Origin of the sequence: uncultured Shewanella sp. (assembly GCF_947501225.1) — a bacterium.
Lineage (GTDB): Bacteria > Pseudomonadota > Gammaproteobacteria > Enterobacterales > Shewanellaceae > Shewanella.
Map to the genome: position 1 here is coordinate 239362 of NZ_CANMUW010000002.1, position 20850 is coordinate 260211.

General features: G+C 48.1%; 14 protein-coding genes. 9 read left to right on the forward strand and 5 right to left on the reverse strand.

What is annotated here, in order from left to right:
* Positions 1–241: 241 nt before the first annotated feature.
* Positions 242–2422, forward strand: a complete 2181-nt coding sequence (locus Q1B47_RS04660; RefSeq protein WP_299789358.1) for a M3 family metallopeptidase — start codon at positions 242–244, stop codon at positions 2420–2422.
* A gap of 101 nt (positions 2423–2523) precedes the next feature.
* Here the strand turns inward: Q1B47_RS04660 and Q1B47_RS04665 are convergent, their stop codons facing one another.
* Positions 2524–3624 carry a hypothetical protein gene (locus Q1B47_RS04665; RefSeq protein WP_299789361.1) on the reverse strand — a complete coding sequence of 367 codons (1101 nt, stop codon included), beginning with the start codon at positions 3622–3624 and terminating at the stop codon, positions 2524–2526.
* Positions 3625–3841: 217 nt separating this feature from the next.
* On the opposite strand from Q1B47_RS04665, the gene Q1B47_RS04670 reads away from it, so the two are divergent.
* The 3 genes from Q1B47_RS04670 to Q1B47_RS04680 all read left to right on the forward strand — a co-directional run bounded on the left by Q1B47_RS04670 (position 3842) and on the right by Q1B47_RS04680 (position 8520).
* Positions 3842–4444: a DUF938 domain-containing protein gene (locus Q1B47_RS04670; RefSeq protein ID WP_299789364.1), complete on the forward strand. Its 603-nt coding sequence runs from the start codon at positions 3842–3844 to the stop codon at positions 4442–4444.
* A gap of 596 nt (positions 4445–5040) precedes the next feature.
* Entirely contained in the window at positions 5041–7176 is a 2136-nt protein-coding gene (locus tag Q1B47_RS04675; protein WP_299789367.1) for a 5'-nucleotidase C-terminal domain-containing protein, read from the forward strand.
* A gap of 129 nt (positions 7177–7305) precedes the next feature.
* Positions 7306–8520, forward strand: a complete 1215-nt coding sequence (locus Q1B47_RS04680; RefSeq protein WP_299789370.1) for a YibE/F family protein — start codon at positions 7306–7308, stop codon at positions 8518–8520.
* 159 nt (positions 8521–8679) lie between these two features.
* Here Q1B47_RS04680 and Q1B47_RS04685 read toward each other — a convergent pair whose 3' ends face one another.
* Complete coding sequence (locus tag Q1B47_RS04685; RefSeq protein ID WP_299789373.1) at positions 8680–10470, reverse strand: acyl-CoA dehydrogenase C-terminal domain-containing protein; 1791 nt, start codon at positions 10468–10470, stop codon at positions 8680–8682.
* Between the two features lie 268 nt (positions 10471–10738).
* Here Q1B47_RS04685 and Q1B47_RS04690 point away from each other — a divergent pair, with 268 nt between their 5' ends.
* The 5 genes from Q1B47_RS04690 (at position 10739) to Q1B47_RS04710 (ending at position 17857) form a co-directional block, all read left to right on the forward strand.
* On the forward strand, positions 10739–11587 hold the full coding sequence (locus Q1B47_RS04690; protein WP_299789376.1) for a D-hexose-6-phosphate mutarotase: 849 nt from the start codon (positions 10739–10741) through the stop codon (positions 11585–11587).
* Between the two features lie 195 nt (positions 11588–11782).
* Positions 11783–15208: a YdbH domain-containing protein gene (locus Q1B47_RS04695; RefSeq protein ID WP_299789379.1), complete on the forward strand. Its 3426-nt coding sequence runs from the start codon at positions 11783–11785 to the stop codon at positions 15206–15208.
* A 440-nt stretch (positions 15209–15648) separates the two neighbouring features.
* Complete coding sequence (locus Q1B47_RS04700) at positions 15649–15849, forward strand: YnbE family lipoprotein (RefSeq protein WP_299789382.1); 201 nt, start codon at positions 15649–15651, stop codon at positions 15847–15849.
* Positions 15850–15876: 27 nt separating this feature from the next.
* Positions 15877–16197 carry a YdbL family protein gene (locus tag Q1B47_RS04705; RefSeq protein WP_299789385.1) on the forward strand — a complete coding sequence of 107 codons (321 nt, stop codon included), beginning with the start codon at positions 15877–15879 and terminating at the stop codon, positions 16195–16197.
* Positions 16198–16555: 358 nt separating this feature from the next.
* Positions 16556–17857 carry an anaerobic C4-dicarboxylate transporter gene (locus tag Q1B47_RS04710; RefSeq protein WP_299789388.1) on the forward strand — a complete coding sequence of 434 codons (1302 nt, stop codon included), beginning with the start codon at positions 16556–16558 and terminating at the stop codon, positions 17855–17857.
* A 201-nt stretch (positions 17858–18058) separates the two neighbouring features.
* Here Q1B47_RS04710 and Q1B47_RS04715 read toward each other — a convergent pair whose 3' ends face one another.
* From Q1B47_RS04715 to Q1B47_RS04725, 3 genes are all read right to left on the reverse strand, one after another.
* Entirely contained in the window at positions 18059–19231 is a 1173-nt protein-coding gene (locus tag Q1B47_RS04715; RefSeq protein ID WP_299789391.1) for a MerR family transcriptional regulator, read from the reverse strand.
* Positions 19232–19532: 301 nt separating this feature from the next.
* Positions 19533–19850, reverse strand: coding sequence for an HPF/RaiA family ribosome-associated protein (locus tag Q1B47_RS04720; RefSeq protein ID WP_299789393.1), 318 nt, complete (start codon positions 19848–19850; stop codon positions 19533–19535).
* Between the two features lie 318 nt (positions 19851–20168).
* The gene (locus tag Q1B47_RS04725) at positions 20169–20585 is read right to left on the reverse strand and encodes a DUF2784 domain-containing protein (RefSeq protein WP_299789396.1); all 417 of its coding nucleotides are present in this window, start codon (positions 20583–20585) and stop codon (positions 20169–20171) included.
* Between the last annotated feature and the right edge of the window lie 265 nt (positions 20586–20850).

Genomic DNA, 20850 nt, shown 5'->3' on the forward strand with positions numbered 1-20850 from the left:
GTTTGCCATAAAAATAGCCACTTGATGTATAAAAACAGCCTTTTCGAAACATTTGTTACAAACAAAACAATAAATTGATAGCCTTAACACCTTCAACCATGATATTTAAAAGACTTTAACGCCATATTAAGACTTTTCACTTAAGGTAAAAAGCCACCATTATTGTTAAAAACCATCACCATTGCAGTGATTAAACCTATTAACACAAGCAAAATATAAACAATCAACCGGGGATATAAATATGAAGGGATTAACCCTCAAACCACTCGTGTCAGCAATCGCACTGACTTTTGCTCTTGGCGCATGCAGCTCGTCTACTACCGCAACGAATGAAGCCAATGCAGCACCGAATGTAGTTGCACAACAGATCATCGAAAATAACGCAACGAATCCTTTCTTCAAACCCTACGATACCTATATGGGTATTCCTGATTTCGATAAGATCAAGCCTGAGCATTATCTGCCTGCATTCAAAGCCGGTATCGCACAACACAAAGCCGAAATTCAAGCCATCATTGATAATCCGGATGCACCAACTTTCGCCAATACCATCGAAGCGATGGAGTTCTCGGGTGAACTCACGACCAAAGTTGCCAGCGTCTTCTATAACCTGACCGGTGCAGACACTAACGACGAGCTACAGAAGATCTCTAAAGAGGTTTCACCGCTACTTTCGGCGGCCGGTGATGATGTCCTGCTGAACGATAAACTATTCCAAAGAGTCAAGGCAGTTTACAACCAACGTGAAAGCCTGGACCTAAACGTTGCTCAGTCAAAATTACTTGAAGATACTTATAAATCCTTCACTCGCGGTGGCGCAAACTTAAGTGAAGCAGACAAGGTTAAACTTCGTTCCCTGAACGAACAGATCGGCAAGCTAAGCCTTGAGTTCGGTGATAACCTGCTGGCTGAAACCAACGCATTTGAGTTAGTCATAGATAATAAAGCTGACCTTTCCGGCCTTCCTCAGGATGTGATCAACACGGCTGCCGAAACGGCAACAAAACGTGGGCATGAAGGTAAGTGGGTATTTACCACTTCACGCCCCTCTATCACGCCATTTTTAACCTATGCCGATAACCGTGAGCTTCGTAAAGAGATCTATAACGGTTATATCGAGCGTGGTAATAACGACAACGCTAACGATAATAAAAAAATCCTGGCTAAGATGGCGGCACTTCGTGCCGAACGCGCGCAGCTGATGGGTTATAAGACTCATGCTCACCTTGTTCTGGAGGAGCGCACGGCTCAAACTCCTGAGAATGTTTATGAGTTGCTAAACAAGGTTTGGCCTGCCGCTCTTGGTCAGGCAAAAGCCGAAGTCGCCGTAATGCAGGAACTTATCGACTCTGAAGGTGGTAACTTCAAGTTAGCAGCATGGGACTGGTGGTACTATTCAGATAAGATCCGTGTCGCTAAATACAGCTTCAATGAGCAGCAGACCCGCCCGTATTTCTCACTGGAAAATACCCTTAAAGGCGTGTTCTACACGGCTAACCGCCTGTTCGGTATCACTGTAAAAGAGCGTACCGATCTGCCTAAATACAACGATGAGGTCCGCACCTGGGAAGTGTACGATAAAGATGGTTCACTGATGGCTATCTTCATGGGTGACTACTACGTACGCGACAGCAAACGTGGTGGCGCATGGATGAACTCATACCGTCAACAGTACAACATGAACGGCGTTGACTCTAAGCCAATCATAGTCAACGTACTTAACTACCCCCGCCCTGCGGGTAACGAACCGGCCCTGCTGACATTCGATGAAGCCAGCACCCTGTTCCATGAGTTCGGCCACGCGCTGCACGGCATGTTGTCTGATGTTCAGTACCGCTCTCAGGCCGGTACTTCTGTACCACGTGATTACGTAGAGTTCCCGTCACAGGTGATGGAGAACTGGATGACCCAACCTGAAGTGTTAGCGCAATTTGCCAAGCACTACAAGACAGGTGAAGTGATCCCGCAAGAGCTTGTCGAAAAGATCCAGGCTGCCAGTAAGTTCAACCAGGGCTTTGCAACTGTCGAGTATATGGCCGCAACTAAGCTTGATCTGGACTGGCACACACTCACAGATTTCACCCCGAAAGATGCAGCCAAATTTGAGGCCGAATCACTGAACAAGATGGGCTTGATCGAAGAGATAGCGCCGCGTTACCGCAGTACTTACTTCTCTCACATCTTCTCAGGTGGATACTCTGCGGGTTACTACAGCTACCTGTGGTCTGATATTCTTGGCGCAGACGCTTTCGAAGCGTTCAAAGAGAATGGTATTTTTGATAAGGCTACCGCCGATGCATTCAGAAATAACGTGTTATCTCAGGGCGGCAGTGAAGATCCTATGAAGCTTTATAAGCAGTTCCGTGGTAAAGAGGCGGGCATTGACCCTCTGCTTCGCAGCCGCGGTTTACTTGCTAAGTAAGCTTTCAGTTCAATAGCTATCGATTCAGCTATTAACAGACCAGCTAAAAGCACGGCGATTGCCGTGCTTTTTTATAGCTCAAACCTATCCCTGCACAGCACTCATTGGCCCGTATAGCCAACCCCTCCGGTGAAGGCCTCCTCGGGACACCACTTCTCGGTGATCGTCGGATCGGTAATTCTGGATATCACAGTCGGCAAAGCGATGAAGACAGCCATAAATCCCATCAAAAACTGAAAAATGCCGATATTGACCACTAAGCCTGCCAGCGTCAAAAATGAGAGAAAGGCCATTGACGGCAATGCCGCCTTTAATCGGGTTCTTTCATTTCTGTGATAGCCCAAATGGTCAGGAATGAATGGTTTTAACCTATCGAGCGCGTGGGACTTAACCAGATGACTAATGAACTCTATCCGCTCTTTCCCGCCAACATGCTCTATCTCAATCACAGCCGAATTATGGTCGCTGGACACAGAGGAGATATCGTCGAAATTGATCCGCTTAAGCCTGTCAGGTCGGCTCATGGCGATCAGGTTTTCTGCTGGCCAATGCTGGTCGTAAGCACGCTCGATAACGGCTGACTGTTTATCATCGAAGTCAAAATATACCAGTTGTTCAGAGAGTTTAAGCACAAGATTTCTATCTTCAAGATTCAACCAGGAGTTTTCGCTGTATAAACCTTTAGGCAGGAGATTTTTCGACTCATGATTAAGAAGAGAACTCATTATAAAATAGAATATCAGCGCACAGGGGACACTCAGGCGCAGTGCAGTCAATAGATGCTCGGTTATCTGCCCATTATCCATCCCGGATGTGAGGTGGCTCTTTAAGCCGCTGAGCTCCGGGTCATCTATCGAGTAGCAGACAGAAACATAAGTTTCTGCCTCGAGTGTCAAAAAGCGCTCGCTGCTGATCTTAACCGTATTGAAAAACTCCTCCCCTTCGAGCTCAAATTGATAACTCAGATAATAGTTATCCCTTGTTCGTTTATCGCCATTAGCGTCGATAAACTCCTCCTGCCGATAAAAACTATCGGTCACACGAGCCTGGGTAACTTTATGGGCATCCATCCATCGGTGAGACAAAGAGTCGAAATATCCGCTCAGGTAGGTTCCGAAGAGAGTAAACAGGATGAAGATGAATATTGAAGCTGAACGAATATATATCTTACGTTTCAGCCTGGCTGAGCTGTACTTTTGCATTTTACTTTCCCTGGTATTTGGAACAAGAAGGCTAACCTCTGCTTACACAACTCCCTCCATGGAGCAGATAGATACCGCTGGTATTAACTATAGCATTTGATGAAGAAGGTGAGACAGCTCTTACAAAGCGCCAATCTTTATTCCCGCTCCGAATCAGGCTAAAGTATAAAAACAGGCATAAAAACCGCTCCCTCTTTCAACTGAATAAGCTGTCACTATGAGCCAACTCCCCTTCTCTCAATCCTGCGAGAACAATAAAGACCCGATTCTCGATATCATCAAGACCACATTTGCACAATCGACCCAGCTACTGGAGATTGGCAGTGGCAGCGCACAACATGCCGTTTATTTTGCTGAGCACCTGCCTCACCTTGTCTGGCAAACCAGTGATCAACCGGCCTATATAGAGGGAATAGAGATGCGATTGGCACAGACAAGCCTCGCTAACCTGAGAGCTCCGTTAGCCTTAGATGTCACCAGGCCTTGGCCATTACCAGAGCAAGCTAACATCGATGCCATCTTTACGGCTAACACGCTGCATATCATGTCACAACAGATGGTTGAAGCCCTCTTCGACGGCATAGGTAAACACTTAATTCCCACAGGACAAGTGTGTATTTACGGTCCATTTAATTATGGAGGTGAGTACAGCAGCGAGAGTAATGCCAGATTCGATATTTGGTTAAAAGAGAGGGACCCGCGCAGTGCAATTCGTAATATCGAGTGGATACAGACACTGGCAAAAATGAATGGGCTTAAATTTTGTGCCGATCATCCCATGCCGGCAAATAATCGATTGTTGCACCTGACAAAAATATAAATACAAATACTTTTTTCAAATATTAAATTCAAACATTAAACCATATTAAATATATTATTTATCAAATTTATGTTTATTCATTGTCTGCCAGGCAGAACAATGAATAATCAAAAAACAAATACCCCTAAATGTTCATATAATTACAGTTAGTATAAAATATTTCTAATATCATTATCTCGATACCATGCTCAACCACTCCACTCGTACAAAATGGTTGTCGAACGCTCAATTGTGTATTTTTACAACGCAAATGTATCTTTTTGTAGCGCGTTATGTGTGAAACCGATCACTATCATTAATATTCAAGCCGATATAATCCAGTTCGGTTAATTAAAAGTTATTAAAAAGTAGCTAATTAATTAGATGGTAATTAACCGACACGCTGAGGCGTATTTTTTAGAATTTTCCGAACAATTTTCACTATCAAATTCCACATCTTCAGTCATGAAGAGTCACATAAATTGATAACGGAACTTTATCGGAAATTTTGTAAATATTGAGATAATTTTTTAATCACAATATTTAAATTAAACACAATTCGCCTTAGTTAATACATGTGCAATTAATGCACAATTAAAAATAATATGGGGTTGATAATGAAAAAAACTAATCGCAGTGTACTGTGCTTAGCCGTACTCGCAGCTTTAGCCGGGTGCTCGGATGATGAAACAATAATTAATACGGACAGTGGTTATGCCCCTGTGGTAACACAGGGAAAAACGCTGACAAACACACCCGATATCGTAGTAAAGAGTCAAAACGAAGTCGACGAAGTCACCATTACTATCGGTGCAACATCGGATCTCCACGGCCGTATCTTTGGCTATGATTATGCTGTCGATGCGACCGATTCAGATGCAGGCTTGACACGTATATCAACCTTGCTTGAAACCGAAAAAGCCAATAATCCAAATATGATCTTGATCGATATCGGCGATACCGTTCAAGGCAACTCGGCTCAACTGTTCAACGATGACCCAACCCACCCGGTCGTATCAACCTTAAACTCGCTGGATTTCGACCTCTGGGTTCCAGGTAACCACGAGTTTAACTTCGAGCGCAGCTTCATCGACCGTAACCTGAATCATTTCAACGGCGCCGTCGTATCGAGCAACATCAAGTGGGAAGAGAACAGTGCGAACTACATTCGTGGCTTCCAAATCTTTGAAGTCGATGGCGCCAAGGTTGCTATCGTTGGTGTGACCCCATCTAACGTGCCTAACTGGGAAGCTTCGGCCCCGGGACACTTTGCCGGACTTAAATTTGATGAAGAGCTGGCCTCTACCCGCGCCGCGGTTGATGAGTTGATCGAAAAGTTCAGCCCTGATGTTATCGTCGGTGCTTTCCACCTGGGTCGTAGTTCACAGGCGGGTACCGGCGTATATAAGATTGCTGCTGAGATGGCCGACAAGTTCGATGTCATCCTGGCCGGACACGAACATGCAACTTATATCGAAAGTGTACAGAAACTAGCTGAAGGTGGAGAGATCGTATCGACCGATATCTCCGTCGAAGCAGGTGACACCGCCGAAGATAAGACGCTATCCGGCACCTATGACGAAACAAATCGCACCCAGAGCGTGAAGATCATCGAACCGGGTAAATGGGGTTGGGCACTGGCTAAGGCTGACATCAAGCTTAAGAAGAGCAGCGACGGCAAGTGGGAGATGGTCGATACGACATTAAGCAATGTCACATCTAAGAATATCGAAGAAAATCAAACTACAAGTGCACAGTTCCAATATGTTCATGACATCTCCAGAGCCGATGCTCAGCTCGTGCTAGGTCTGGTCGGTGGTGACTTCACACCGGGTACCGGAGCCGATGAGGCGGTACATGAAGATTACGATAACGAAGCCGGACGTCTCTACTCAACTATTCATACCGCTAAGGTGATGGATACGCCATTGATGGACTTCATCAACCAGATCCAACTTGAGAAATCCGGAGCCGTGGTCTCTGCAGCGTCGCTGTTCTCTGACCGTTCTAACCTGATTGATGGTCAGGAGTACGCGAAGAAAGATTCGACTAACCTCTACAAGTATGACAATACCCTTATCGGTATTAACATGACCGGCGCAAACCTTAAGCGCTATATGGAGTGGTCTTACACTTACTTTAATACCTATAAAGAGGGTGATATCACCGTATCTTTCAGGAAAGGTGCTAAAGCTTACATGTACGATCAGTTCGACGGTAAGATTGAGTTCGTTGTGGATCTGACCGGCGAGTCGTTCGCTATGGATGAGAACTACACGGTAACCAATGAAGGTAGCCGTATCGAAATCATCGAGATTGACGGCAAGCCATTCGATGCTAATGCCACCTACAAGGTGGCCCTGAACAGCTATCGCTGGGGCTCGAACATCAAGAAGTTTGGCTGGGCAAGTGGTGACGATGTCTATTATGACTCAGTCAACGAGCCGGTCTACGCTATCCGTGACATGCTTACCGAGTATGTTGCTGAAAACAAAGGCGTTAATGCCAGCGACTTCACTAATCCAAATTGGGAGATCAAACAGTACCAGGATAACGGCGCTATCACACTACTTCGCACAGACAACGGCCCGGGTCAGGCGCTGTGGAACAGACTGGTAAGCAAAGATATCTGTGTCAAGATTGATCCGGATAACCCTAAGTATCCGGGAATTTTGGACGCGGTGAACGTCAATGACGCGACCTCATACTTTATTAACCCGACTAAAGATTATGCAGGTTGTGCACCTGAGTAAGTCGCACCCGATAAAGGCCTGGTAACAGGCCTTTTTTATCTTCAGGCCAGCCTGACGTTATCAGAGTTACAGTGACGTCAGCCTGCCTGGAGATGATTATTTTTTGACAACTCCAGTTACGAATAAGCTATGTTAAAAGACTATCGATTTACCCTATTTATCGCGCTGATTTCGACCTTGATTTTCTACTTCTCTCCCGGCTTGAGCGATAGTTTGAAACCTAAGACCCCGCTACAACAGGAGTTTGTAGAGGCCCGTGTCGTCGATGTTATCTCAAATAATCTGGCACCCGATGCCAGAGTCCCCTCCATCTTAACCGGTAAGCAGATATTCACAGCCGAGATCTTAGAGGGAGATGAGACGGGTAAGGTAGTCGAAGTACAGAACCCGTTGAGCAGACAGCATAATGTCCTGGTCGGCGAAGGGGATATCTTTATCATGATGATAAGAGATACACCTAACGGCACCGTGTATTGGGCCTATAATCATAAGCGCTCGACAGCTATCTACTGGATGTGTTTTGCCTTCCTGTTGCTGCTGCTCTCATTTGGTAAGAAGGAGGGATTGAACTCGGTTATCTCACTCTACTTTACCGCGGCGCTCATCATTGGCGTCTTGATCCCAGCAATTTTTGCCGGTTGGAATCCGGTGCTGGTCACCATCTTCCTCATGGGGTTAAAGATTGTCGTCAACTTCATTCTGGTTTCGGGTTATAACCAGAAGAGTTTCTGCGCCATGGGCGGCACCCTGCTCGGCGTCATCGCCGCAGGCATCATGGCTCAGGTATTTGGTGAGTTTGCCAACCTTTCCGGCATCTATCTGGATAAGGGGGAGGATGTTATCTATCTGGCGACCCAACCTATTCAGATCCGCTGGCTGATGTTTGTGGCTATCATGGTCTCGGCCCTTGGTGCGGTGATGGATGTCGCCATCTCCATCGCATCGGCCTATAACGAACTTAAAATTACCGATCCAAAACTCAGCCCGAGGCAGCTGATGAGGGCGAGCATGAATATCGGCCGCGATATCATGGGCACCATGACCAACACCTTGATACTGGCATTTGCCGGCAGCTCTTTAACCACCATCATGATGGTGTGGGGCCTGGATATGCCGCTGACGCAATTTATCAACACCCCGGTTATCGCCCTGAGTATCATCCACGCCCTGGCCGGTAGTGTCGGCATAGTATTGACCATTCCGCTTACGGCCTGGCTCGCACGCTATATGCTCAATGAGCCTGACGGTGTTGCCGAAGCACCTAAAGTCGTTTCTGAACAGCCCGGGCCGACTCAGCCAGCAACAGCGGCTGTTACTGTAAAAGTTCAGGAGTTAGAGGCTTAATAGCTAAATACAAGTAAATAACCAAATAAAAAGAGGACGAGCTATCTGCTCAGTCCTCTTTTTTGCCTTGTCATCTACAACAGCATAAACAATTGGATTCATCCAGCTGACAAACTGAATCCAACTGGACGTCGATTTAATACCAAGCGGGATAAGAGATTAAAAATCGGACTCATCCAACTCGGTGAGCTGTTCACAGCCGGACTCGATCTGTTTGCGCAGGCTACGTGTCTGCACCGCCCAATAACCCATGTAGAATTGAGCCGTTTTCAGCTTGCCCTGATAAAACGCGCTGTCGCCGGTACCTGTCTCGAGCGCCGCCAGTGCAGTAGACGCGGTGCGAGTCCACATCCAGGCTAAGGCCGTGATCCCTAGGATTTGCATATAGGGCATAGACGCGGCGCCGAGCAGATCCGGATTCTTCTCCGCGTTCATGGCGATATATTGGGTCGCTTTCTCCAGATCCTTCGAGGCATCCATCAAACCGGCGAGGTAGGGCTGCATCGAATCGTTGCCCATATTCTGCTCGATAAGCTGCTTAACAAGCGACGACCAGTGCATCAAGGTTGCCGCCTTGTCTGACAAGATCTTACGGCCGACCAGATCCAGCGCCTGTACACCGTTTGTACCTTCATAGATCATAGCGATACGAATATCACGCACGAACTGCTCCATGCCCCACTCATGAATATATCCATGCCCGCCGAATACCTGCTGGGCATCGACACAAGCGTTGAAGCCCCTGTCGGTCACAAAGCCTTTGACTATCGGGGTAAACAGCGCGGCTAACTTGCCCGCAGCTTTGGCTTTTTCGCCATCGCTGTGACGCTCGGCCTCATCCAGCCATAACGCCTGTTGACCTATCATCGCCCTCGCCCCTTCATTGAAAGCTTTCTGCGACATCAGCATGCGCCTTACATCACCGTGAACCAGGATAGGATCCGCAGCCATCTCCGGTGACTTTACCCCACTCAGCCCACGTCCCTGAATTCTCTCCTTGGCATAGGCGAGCGCGTTTTGGTAGGCGATCTCTGACACGCCCAGCCCCTGAACCCCGACACCGAGCCTCGCCTGGTTCATCATGGTAAACATCGCCCTGAGACCCTGATGTGGTTCACCCACCAACTCGCCGAGGGCACCATCGAAGTTCATCACACAGGTCGAGTTACCATGGATCCCCATCTTGTGCTCGAGTCCGGTGGCGGACACTGTATTGACATCACCCGGAGTGCCATCTTCATTGATTAAATACTTAGGCACGACAAACAGTGAGATCCCCTTCACCCCGGCCGGCGCGTCAGGCAGACGGGCCAGCACCAGATGGGCGATGTTTTCGGCCAGGTCGTGATCGCCGGATGAGATAAATATCTTCTCACCCGAGATAGCATATTGCCCCTCCCCGGCCTCAACCGCTTTGGTGCGTAACAGGGCAAGATCGGTACCGGCGTGTGACTCGGTCAGGTTCATGGTCCCCGTCCACTCGCCTGTCACCAGCTTCTCCAGATATTTCTGTTTGAGCGCTTCACTGCCATGGGCATGAATTGCTGCATAGGCGCCGTGCGTCAACCCCGGATACATAGCGAAAGCCATGTTGGTCGCCGTTTTCATCTCGGTAGCGAACACACCTATGGCTTCGGGCAGCCCCTGGCCGCCATATTCAGGATCACAGGTCAAGGTGCCCCAACCATTATCAACATATTGTCGATACGCCTCTTTAAATCCTTCGGGCGCGATGACATCCCCATCGACCAACTTACAACCTTCGACATCGCCGCTAGCGTTGAGCGGCAGCATTATTTCGGTTGAAAAGTCGGCCACACCTTGCAAAATTGCATCGGCGAGCTCGGCATCAATCTCATCGAAACCTTTGAGTTCGCTACGCTCATAGATATTAAGAAGTTCATTTAATACAAACTGATAATCACGAAGTGGCGCTTGATATGTCGGCATTCCCTGTTCCTTTTATTTTTTATACTAAGACACAAACACTCTGACCTTTCATACACTGGTTTCAATCATGCGTTTAAATTTTTTCTTTTACAAGAGGCGTCTGATTATTAAACAGAGTAAATAGCAAAAATACTCCTTCACCTTGGGTCTGCTTTTGATCTCAAACAGGGTAAACATGAAATGAAGAGAACTTCCCCTTATGAAAGCCATTAAAACGCTGTAAGCTAACGCTCAATGAGTACGACATTAGGGAATGAGGAACAAGTAGATGGGTTCTGTAACGACAAAAAAACACGCCAACGGATTAGAGTACGTGGATATTGACACTCCCCTGTGCACGGCGAGAATTTTTATGCAAGGCGCTCAGATAGATCGCTTTCAGCCTAAGGGAAAAAAGCCGCTACTTTGGGTCTCCTCTGCCGATGATTACCAACCGGGAAGTGGTATAAGAGGCGGAGTTCCTATCTGCTGGCCCTGGTTTGGCATGAATGACAATCCCGACTGGCCACAACATGGTTTCGCTCGCACCAGTCTATGGACACTGGAATCGGTACAGATGCGATCTGATGTGGCAGAGCTTAAGTTCGCTCTACAGATAACCGAAGAAAATAGGGCATATTGGCCCCACGACACCCGTGTCGAGGTGCTGTTTACCTTAGGCGATACACTTACCGTGTCGTTAACCAACACCAACCTGGGCGATCAGGCCGTCAGCCTGACTCAAGCACTGCATACTTATTTCCCGATAAATGATATACATCAGCTCAGGGCCAGCGGGTTTGCAGGCGCACAATATATTGAGTTCGGTGAAGGGCCCTATCAACAGGATGGAGATGAGGTGACATTCGACAGGGAAACCGACCGGGTTTACACCCGGCTTGGCCAAAACCAACAGCTGCATACACCCGATGGCACCATAGAAATCAGCCGTGAAAACAGCGAATCGGCGGTGCTGTGGAATCCATGGATCGACAAGTCACAGCGCCTGTCACGCTTCAACAGTGATGACTATCTCTGCATGGTCTGCCTCGAAGCGGCGAATGTATTGGAAGACAAGGTCACCCTTCTCCCCAATGAATCCCACACCTTAACAACGAAGATTGGTTGGAAGGCATAGCGCTGAACTCAAGCAAACAGATATTACCAAGGCCTGCTTCACTCACTGAGCAGGCCTTTTTAATGCCGCAAATGCCAAATTCACACCCGCTCTCTGCCAGTTTATAGACACCGAATAGATCAGAATATCAGTTATTTGAACTTATACCGTGCTAAACTCAGAGTTCATTATCATCAATACCGAAACTCGCTATCCATGCTGCGGCAATTATCTCGTGCAAAGCGACTCACACTGGCTTTCACTCTCATATTACTGACTCTCTGCGTCGTTCTGGCGAGCAGCTACGAGAGGCTGGCCATCTCTCTGGCAAACCGCTACCTCGTAGAATACGACACACAGATAACCGAGCTCAGCATCACTCCTGACTCGCTCAAGGTATGGCATGTTCCGCATTTGAGCCTGAAGGTTCACGACTCTCGGGTCGCGATCACAGATCTGGTCATAAGATTGGATAGCAGATCTTCGCCTCTTCAGCTCTTCACTGAGCCGCTATCGCTGAGCCGGATAGATAGAATATCGCTGGCACAAGTTGAGGTTGCGCTCAACCCGGCGGTAATCACCGAGCAGCGCGGAAATCTGGATGAGCAGGGACCGGCGCTGGCACTGGATCCAGACCAGCTGCCCGAGATAGATATCGGCAAAACCTCACTGACCCTGCTCGGCACAGATCCGTCTCGCTTGAGTCTGGTCATGGATAGACTGCAACTCGATGATACCGGGCGGCTCAACACCAGTTTAAGCCATCAGGGAAACCGCTTATTCGATTTAACGGCTCAGCTGAGCGGGCAGCGCTGGCAAGTATCCACCAGCTTAGTATTTCATGAGTTAGCCATACTCCTGCGTCGTATACCGACTCAAGATCTAAACATTGATGGCCTGGCTCCCCTGCTCGAACTACAGCAACAGATGGCTGATGCAAACATCGAACTCAGTGGCACAGTGAGCTCCACAGTCGACCTTAATCTTAAAACCGCCGAGCTGATGTCCCATCATACACTCCAAGGCGCGCGTATCGTCCTTGGTGAGCTGGAGGGACTGACAGTTGCACCACATTCGGCCGTAAGCTCCGAAAAGACAGAAAAGGGAAGTGACAGCAGCAAAGCCGGCCTGGAGTTTGAGCTTAATGGCCACCTTGCGGACCTATCCTTTAGTCTGCTTCCCTTTTCTTTGAGTGTGTCGCCCAACCGGCCTCAGCAAGAGGTCCTGCTCGACCTCATAGCCGATGAAGCAGTGAAGACCCGGATAAAACAGAGCATTCTGGCTTTAACTACCGAGTCATCCCCGCAGATAAAGCTGAGCCTGGGGCAGCCTCTCATCTACTCGCTGCAAGACAAAAAGGTTAGCTGGGAAGCGCTTCGACTCAGTGTCGCTCGCTCAAAAATTGAAGTCACCGCCTCGCTGGATGAAGGGACACTGTCGCTGCCCAACCAAAACAGAGAGACCTTGAATTTTAACAGTAAATGGCAAATGAGTGCTGAGCAGAGGCAAGCTGTGTCGATAGATGCGCTCTTAGCCGAATTTGAAGATAACGCCCTTGCTGATATGACCCTCGGCGGCTCTTCGCTGGCATTGAAAGGAGATTTAGCCGTAACGGCGAACAATGAAGCGCCCAGAAATAAAGTCACACCACCTCTCTCCGTTGAGCTTCATGTGAGTAAAGATGCCCGGTTTTTTGCCAACCAGTTAGTAATAAAGGAGCGACAAAGTTCACCATCGAGCCAAGGCCTGTCCGACTTCTCCTTCAGCAATCAGATGGCTCAACTTACCCTTGCCGACCCCCTTACCCTGCGCTATGACGATAAGGGGCTACTCGAGATTGTGCTCCCTGAGCTGACGATGAGTCTTGGCCCCATCTCCTATCGCCACCTCCGCCCCTCATCCAAACATAAAACACTGGAGTTTGATGCAGATGAGCTTGTGTTAAACACCTCAAAGCCGAGTCTGCTCACAATGGGTCTTGGCGAGGCACTTCATAGATATAAAGACAACGGCAACGCGGATGCTGAATTCGAATTTACCGCAGCGCCCTTCACCCTTGAGTCTTCATCCATCCGCTTTGCAGATCTTAGCCGGGATATCGAACAGAGCAGTCACGACAATCTGATCACAACAGGGCATATTCAATTTAAGAGCCAAGGAGGTACGCGGCTTGCCATCTATGATACTCAAGGTAATGACCCCCTTGAGAAAGACAGCAAGAGGGTCGAGATAACGCTCCCCACTCTATCATTGGAGCAAAGCCAAACAGAGTTGAGCCACAAGGCATATAGCGACTCGGAGGATTTCTACCTTCTCTCTCTGCCCCGTTTAGCGGCTAAACTGGAGCACCCCAGCTCGGCCTCATTTGCACTCGCTGCGCCATCTGAGCCCAACGGATCTGAGGTGGAGCTGGGCTTACCGGGGACGGATCTGGTCAATAGTCTGAGTTATGAGGTCGATGGGGCGGAAATTCATCACAGCTACATTAAAAATAAACGTAAGAGAAAACAGAAGCTGCTGCACATCTACCGCGCCACCCTGGAACAAGCGGTGAAGATGAGCTGGGAGGAGTTTCGGCTGGACTCTCATGAGAACTGGTCGATCGATGGTCTGGAATTTTCCAGCGAACACAGGCTGCAGCCCGGAGCCGGTGAGCAGGCACTGCTGAGTGGAAAACTGGAGCTCGATACCGAGCTCAGCACACTCCTTTTTCCGATTCAAAACAGCTACTCTCTGCCGGACAACCTCTATATCGACGGTCAGACGAGGCTGCTGGCAAGTTACCGGCTCAATCAACTGGCACAAACAAGGCAGCTCGATATCGATCTCTTTCCCAGACTCACCGCGTTAAACGGCAGCATTAACGACCTCCCCTTCGACGGTGTCGAGATCTCGGCGAACTGTCACCTCAATCTCGAACAGGAACAGGGCGGAGCGAATCGAGCCGCCTTCTCCTGCCCGCAGATGGCGCTCGCGGCCGATGCGTTTAATCCCGGAGTGTTAATAACAGACCTTAAGGCCGAAGGCGCGCTCTCCCTCAGCCGCGATGATGCGCTAACCGAGGAGACAGCAGATAGCGCTGTTAAACTGAGTGATGCCGAGATATCCGTTAATGCCACAGGCGACCTTCTGGGTGGCCAATTTTTACTGCCACAATTTAACCTGAAGTTGCGCGACCGCTCTCACGCTTACCTTGTATTACAGGGGCTGAGTTTAGCGGAGCTACTCGCCATTCAGCCTCAGGTGGGAATTTATGCCGACGGTATCTTCGATGGCGTACTGCCGGTCGAGCTAATTGACGGCAGAGTCTCTGTCAATGGCGGGCGGTTAGCGGCACGGGCACCGGGGGGGCTGATTTCGGTCAGTGGTAACCCGGCTGTCGACCAGATGCGTCAGTCACAGCCCTATCTCGACTTTGCCTTTTCGACCATGGAACATCTCCAATACACCGAGCTGGCCAGTACTTTCGATATGGAGCCATCGGGCGACGCCCTGCTTAAGGTCAATGTCAAAGGCCGCGGCAAAGGTATCGAACGCCCCATTCACCTGAACTACTCGCAAGAGGAGAACATGCTGCAACTGCTGAAGAGCCTGCAGGTGGGCGACAAACTGCAGACTCAGATTGAACAATCGATGAACTGAGAAAAAACATATGGAATCAAGTCACAAAGCCGGTTCGTTAGTGCGATAATAGGGGCGATATTTGATGCTCAAAATAATCGTTCAGCTTAGTGTCATCTTTCGATCAATATAATAGACTGATACCAATCAGTATAAGAAAGTGATCTACTCAGCGTTTTTTTTGGCCACTAATTCAAGGCGAATGGATGATGGAATGGTTGTTCCCTTGTGAGGCCATTCAACGCTGAAGTAGGCAGTCAAAAACACGCCTAACAGGCGAGTTTTAGCGCATCCGATGCTGTGTTAACGAGCTTGAACGTAGAACAACTATGTTCTTCACTCGTTGCCTTGCCTCAGAAGCACTAAATTCTCGCTGAGCGATCACATCTTTATACTGATTGGTATTAAATGAAACATCGGCTGTTATCTGTATCCGCCGATTAGGATAAAAGGAACTCCCAGTGAAAAGATTGCCTTTTTTACGAACGTCCGTAAGCGCAATAGTTGCACTCCTGGCTCTGACCGCCTGTACGCCCACGGTCAAGATAGAGCCACCCGATAAACCCATAGTGATCAACCTCAACGTCAAGATTGAACATGAGATCAAGATAAAGGTTGATAAAGAGCTGGATGAACTGCTCACCAACGATGAGCTATTTTAATCAGGTTCGGTTAATTAGGAGTACACAATGAAATCAAAATTACTGGTGCTAGCCGCAGGTCTGCTGCTGAGCCTGAACGCCTTTGCCATCTCCCTTCAGGACGCCAAGTCTCAGGGACTCGTTGGAGAACAACCTAACGGCTACCTGGGCGTAGTTAAGAGTAGCCCGGAAGCCAACTCGGTCGCTAAACAGGTCAATGCCAAGCGTAAAACCCATTATGAGAAGATCGCCAGAAAAAATGGCATCTCGGTTGAAGATGTCGCTAAGCTGGCCGCCGAAAAAGCGATGAAGGCGACGAAAAAGGGGCAGTACATCAAAAATACGAGTGGTAAATGGATAAAAAAGTAACGCCCATCATCTTTATATCTGACCAATGATCCCCCTTGGTACAGGAGCCCGCACAGCGGGCTTTTTATTGTTTAAGCTGGATAATACCGGCCGAAATATTTAACTCCGCTTTTTGTCTGACTTCCCCCGATAGAGATCATAACTGTGCACTAAGCACCACTTAAACGCAGCTGCATGTGAGCAGAATCACAGCTTCAACAAATAGTGAATTAATCATCCCTATATAAGCAATAACGATAGTAAAATCCTCTAATCCAGGGAAAAGCGGTACCAAATCTCCTAATAAGCTTCACCTGAACTTTTATCACCTCCTGCCCGGCAGGTATGTGTTTCCTCTTAGCTTCAGATTAGGCTGTTTATGGTTTTTGTTGAATTGCTCGTTGTCCTCGCATTTATCTATCTCGGTGCCCGAATCGGCGGAATAGGCATAGGTCTGGCCGGTGGTGCCGGCGTGCTGGTACTGTCACTGTTTCTTGGTGTCGACACGGGCCACATTCCGGTTGATGTCATTCTCATCATCATGTCGGTGATCGCCGCCATCGCCGCAATGCAGGTGGCGGGAGGCCTGGAGTGGCTGGTCGATCTATCAGAGACTTTCCTTCGGAAAAACCCTAAACATATCACCTTCTACGCCCCGGTCGTCACCTACTTTATGACCCTGCTGGCGGGTACCGGCCATACGGCGTTCTCGACACTGCCGGTTATCGCCGAGGTCGCCAAAGAGCAAGGCATAAGACCATCGAGACCACTTGGGATCTCGGTCGTTGCCTCACAAATCGCCATTACCGCCTCGCCGATATCGGCCGCCGTGGTGTTCTTCTCCGGCATCTTAGAGCCTATCGGCGTGAGCTATCTGACGCTGCTGGCCGTCTGTATCCCAACCACCTTTATCGCGTGCATGATAGGCGCAGCAGTCTCCAACTTTTTGGGCTGCGAGTTATCGGATGATCCGGTATATCAGGCGCGGCTGGAAAAGGGGTTGGTTAAGCTGCAGGGTAAGACTCAAAGGGATATTCTGCCCACCGCCAAACCCGCAACCTATATCTTTATCTCGGCCATTATCGGTGTCATCGTCTACGCCACTCTGATCTCAGACACGGTCAACCTGATCCCGGACCCATCTCTGGGTCGTAACGAGGCGATCATGGTGTTTATGCTTGCCGCTGCAACTGCCATTGTCACCTTCACCAGGATAGATGCCTCAGAGATCGCCAATGCCGCCACCTTCAAGTCGGGGATGAGTGCCTGCATCTGTGTCTTGGGTGTTGCCTGGCTGGGAGACACTTTCGTCTCCAGCCACATCAACGATATCAAAGCACTTTCGGCCGATGTGCTTAATCAGTATCCCTGGATGCTTGCGGTGACTCTGTTTTTCGCCTCTATGCTGCTCTACTCACAGGGCGCGACCACAACCGCATTGATGCCGGCCGCCATAGCCATAGGCGTCGCCCCCATCACGGCTATCGCCTCTTTTGCCGCCGTCAGTGCCCTGTTCGTGCTGCCGACCTACCCGACACTGTTAGCCGCGGTGCAGATGGATGATACCGGCTCGACCCGCATCGGAAATATGGTGTTTAACCATCCATTTCTTATTCCGGGCCTGGTCACCATAACCACCTCTGTGGCATTAGGGTTTGCGTTTGGCGGGATGATGCTTTAATCAGTGAGTGTCCTTCTTAGCCAATTGCTTATCCGATAACAAGTCTCAAGTATCTTCTTAGGTTGGGTTCATTGGGCTGGTTTGGTACTTAGAATGTCTGCTAGGTACCATAGCAGCTGGATTGTATATCCGGGAACCAAGGCAACAGTTAATGCCACCTCGGTGTGATGCTTGATTCTGTGAAGAGAGCTAGTCGCGAGTTTAACGACGCTTTCTCAGGATAAACATCTGATAGCCAAACTGACCAAGGTAGTTATTGTAAATGTCGACCTCTTTACTGATATCTTTTATTGCCTGTGAACCTTGCATCTCCGGTTGTAGCTCTTCAATGCGCGATTTCAATGGTTCATAGTAGTTCTGCCATGCTTGGTGACTGAGCGTAAAGCTGTTAAGGACTTCATAACCAGCAACTTCCATCTGTTTGGCTCGAGTAGTAACCGTCTGAATATCAGGATATTCATGCTTCCAAAACTCGACAGCTTCCTCATTCGGCGTATCGGTCAACCAAACTAAATCGCTTATCATCAAAATTCCGTCCTCATCAAGCAGAGGCTTCCATTGTGATAGTGCGTGGGTCACGCCCATAATGTAAGCACTGCCTTCTGCCCATAAGAGGTCGAAACTTGCATTGTTAAAAGGCAGTTCCGTCATACTGGCACAAACGGTTGTGAGTCGAGATGACAAGCCATCCGCCTCAAAACGGTCACTGAGTCTTGTCAATGCTGACTGTTCGTTATCAACCGCTGTGATAAATGCTGTAGTATTATTTGCCAGTACTGTCGTGGACAACCCTTTACCGCAACCAATTTCAAGAATCTCTTTCGGTTGCTCAGGCAAAAGCGATAGCGCTTTCAGTGTTTCACTTTCGCTACCTGGCGCCCACCGTTCAAGTGCTTCATAGATCTTCATAAATTCAGCCATATACTGTTCGTGTTCGTTCATGTCTTTTGATAACCATTTCAATCGCAGAGCCTCTTTTTCACTGAAACCCTGCTTTATTAACCAATCTAAGTGCGCATCTGGAGCTAATTTATCCACGCTTTCATGCCATGCTTTCAGGTTGCCCTCGCCAAGCATAGCCGCGAGAAGCTGTCGTGACTGCTGTTTTTGCGCAATTTCCTCATCCAACTTATGCAGGCGGCTTTCCAGAAGTTTGCGATCGACTTTTGCTTCCAAGCACGCTTTGCACTCTTTGAGGGTTAACCCTCCAGCCTGAAGCTTCTGAATTAAACGGATACGCTGGAGATCTTTGTCGCTGTAAATCCTATAGCCGTTACTCTGCCTTTGACCTTTTATAAGTTGTTGTTTCTCATAATAGAGCAGAGCAGTACGTGATAATCCCACTTCTACCGCGAGTTCAGAAATTCGATACACCGTTTTTCTCCATTCCATTATTTGAATATGAGCACTTTAAACTATGAAGCTATAGACAGGTCAATAAGTACTTTGGAAATGACTAACTATAATTGCATGAGACTGTTATTCCCCGACTGTTCCGATTCAATAGTACTGGATATTTTTTAGTGATATTAAGAATAGTATGGCAAACCCGCTCACACGGATTACCTATGAGTCAAAACTCTAAATAAATTTGGGGCAAATTTGGCTTAGAACGGTCACTCTAAGCCGTAGATGGACAAAAGTTTATTGGACTTTCTGTTCAAAGGGCTCGCTGCTACCTCTTGCCATGCTTATCCAACTCAGTCTCTAACAGATTAATCATTTGCTGGCTTGCGCCGGCTACCGCTTCCTCAACTGTTTCCGCCTGCTCGCTGATAGCAATTGGGCGTTCACCGGCAAGCCTCACCTCCAGCAAACATCGCTTGTCCGTCACTCCGGACTTAGCCAAGCTGTTCTCATCACTTAGATGTACTTCAATGCGGGTGATCTGCTCACTGAAATGGCTCAGATCTGATCTCAAAATATCTTCAACACTTTGAGCAAGCGCACCTTTTCCGGAGATGTTCTTATCTGTATTGATCTGGATTTGCATGGCAATGATCTCCGGTAATTTGACTTTACAGTGAGGCTAACCTCTTAGCACAGTGCGTGCGAACACTCAGTTTGCTCGTTAAACCGCTAACAACTCGCACTGTTAATCTATTGTATTAACAGCGAAAAACAATATCAGCCTAAGTTCTTTCTGGTGTAAATGCGTATGCACGTTTTCCAAATGTATCATATAAACCAGCTCAGCTTTAACTATCTGAAAAACACAGTATGATATTAGGTCACAAGTAAAAAATGCGCATAATTTAAAGCGTTATTTCTTAATAATAAGCCAAAAGATACGACCATATTTTTTGAAAGCTTAGTTGGGTGGTACATGGTTTTCGCGTCTGATAAATGAACGCGGACGCACCCAAAACCAACAAGCCAAAACAATCAATCCAAATGTCGTATAACAAACGATAAACACCCACTCCGGGGCCTGATAGTATAAAAGTTCAGTTAACCAATGAGATATAAATGAACCCTCATACACGGCATCACCAGCCTTAGAACGGAGCGCCATTTCCAGAGTTGTGAGCGGGCAAATCACACCAAGCCATGACTGGATCACGACAACCGCAAGACCAGTAATATGAACCAAACGAAACCATGGATTTCGAACCCAGGACCATGAAAATAGCTTACCGGCTAAGATAAGAAGCAGACCAAATATTACAAACCCAACAAAAAGAGCGTGAGTAAACAGCATAACTTCCGCTGCAAATATATAGAGCACCTTAATTTTCCCCCAGCCACCTGCTTTTTCGGGTTCCTATGGCTGGTCTCGTTAGAGCAGCCCTGATTTTTGCGCAATCACGTAAGCAAAATTTCAAAATGCTATGACAGCAGGGTGCATTGACATTGCTATATGAACAATAACAAAGAAGATAACCAGAAGATTGATATGAGGAGATCTCTTTGCAGAGAGTAATGAACTGCCCCTTGGCAACCGGTTCTGCGCAGCCCTCGATAATTGCTCCTGCGTTATCCTACATTCTCCC

Bases quoted from the DNA above. Each gene is read 5' to 3' on its own strand.
- Q1B47_RS04720 (WP_299789393.1), bottom strand. From the start codon at position 19,850: ATGCAAATCCAGATCAATACAGATAAGAACATCTCCGGAAAAGGTGCG.
- Q1B47_RS04695 (WP_299789379.1), top strand. From the start codon at position 11,783: ATGCTGCGGCAATTATCTCGTGCAAAGCGACTCACACTGGCTTTCACT.
- Q1B47_RS04690 (WP_299789376.1), top strand. From the start codon at position 10,739: ATGGGTTCTGTAACGACAAAAAAACACGCCAACGGATTAGAGTACGTG.
- Q1B47_RS04670 (WP_299789364.1), top strand. From the start codon at position 3,842: ATGAGCCAACTCCCCTTCTCTCAATCCTGCGAGAACAATAAAGACCCG.
- Q1B47_RS04680 (WP_299789370.1), top strand. From the start codon at position 7,306: ATGTTAAAAGACTATCGATTTACCCTATTTATCGCGCTGATTTCGACC.
- Q1B47_RS04685 (WP_299789373.1), bottom strand. From the start codon at position 10,470: ATGCCGACATATCAAGCGCCACTTCGTGATTATCAGTTTGTATTAAAT.
- Q1B47_RS04675 (WP_299789367.1), top strand. From the start codon at position 5,041: ATGAAAAAAACTAATCGCAGTGTACTGTGCTTAGCCGTACTCGCAGCT.
- Q1B47_RS04665 (WP_299789361.1), bottom strand. From the start codon at position 3,624: ATGCAAAAGTACAGCTCAGCCAGGCTGAAACGTAAGATATATATTCGT.
- Q1B47_RS04660 (WP_299789358.1), top strand. From the start codon at position 242: ATGAAGGGATTAACCCTCAAACCACTCGTGTCAGCAATCGCACTGACT.
- Q1B47_RS04705 (WP_299789385.1), top strand. From the start codon at position 15,877: ATGAAATCAAAATTACTGGTGCTAGCCGCAGGTCTGCTGCTGAGCCTG.
- Q1B47_RS04710 (WP_299789388.1), top strand. From the start codon at position 16,556: ATGGTTTTTGTTGAATTGCTCGTTGTCCTCGCATTTATCTATCTCGGT.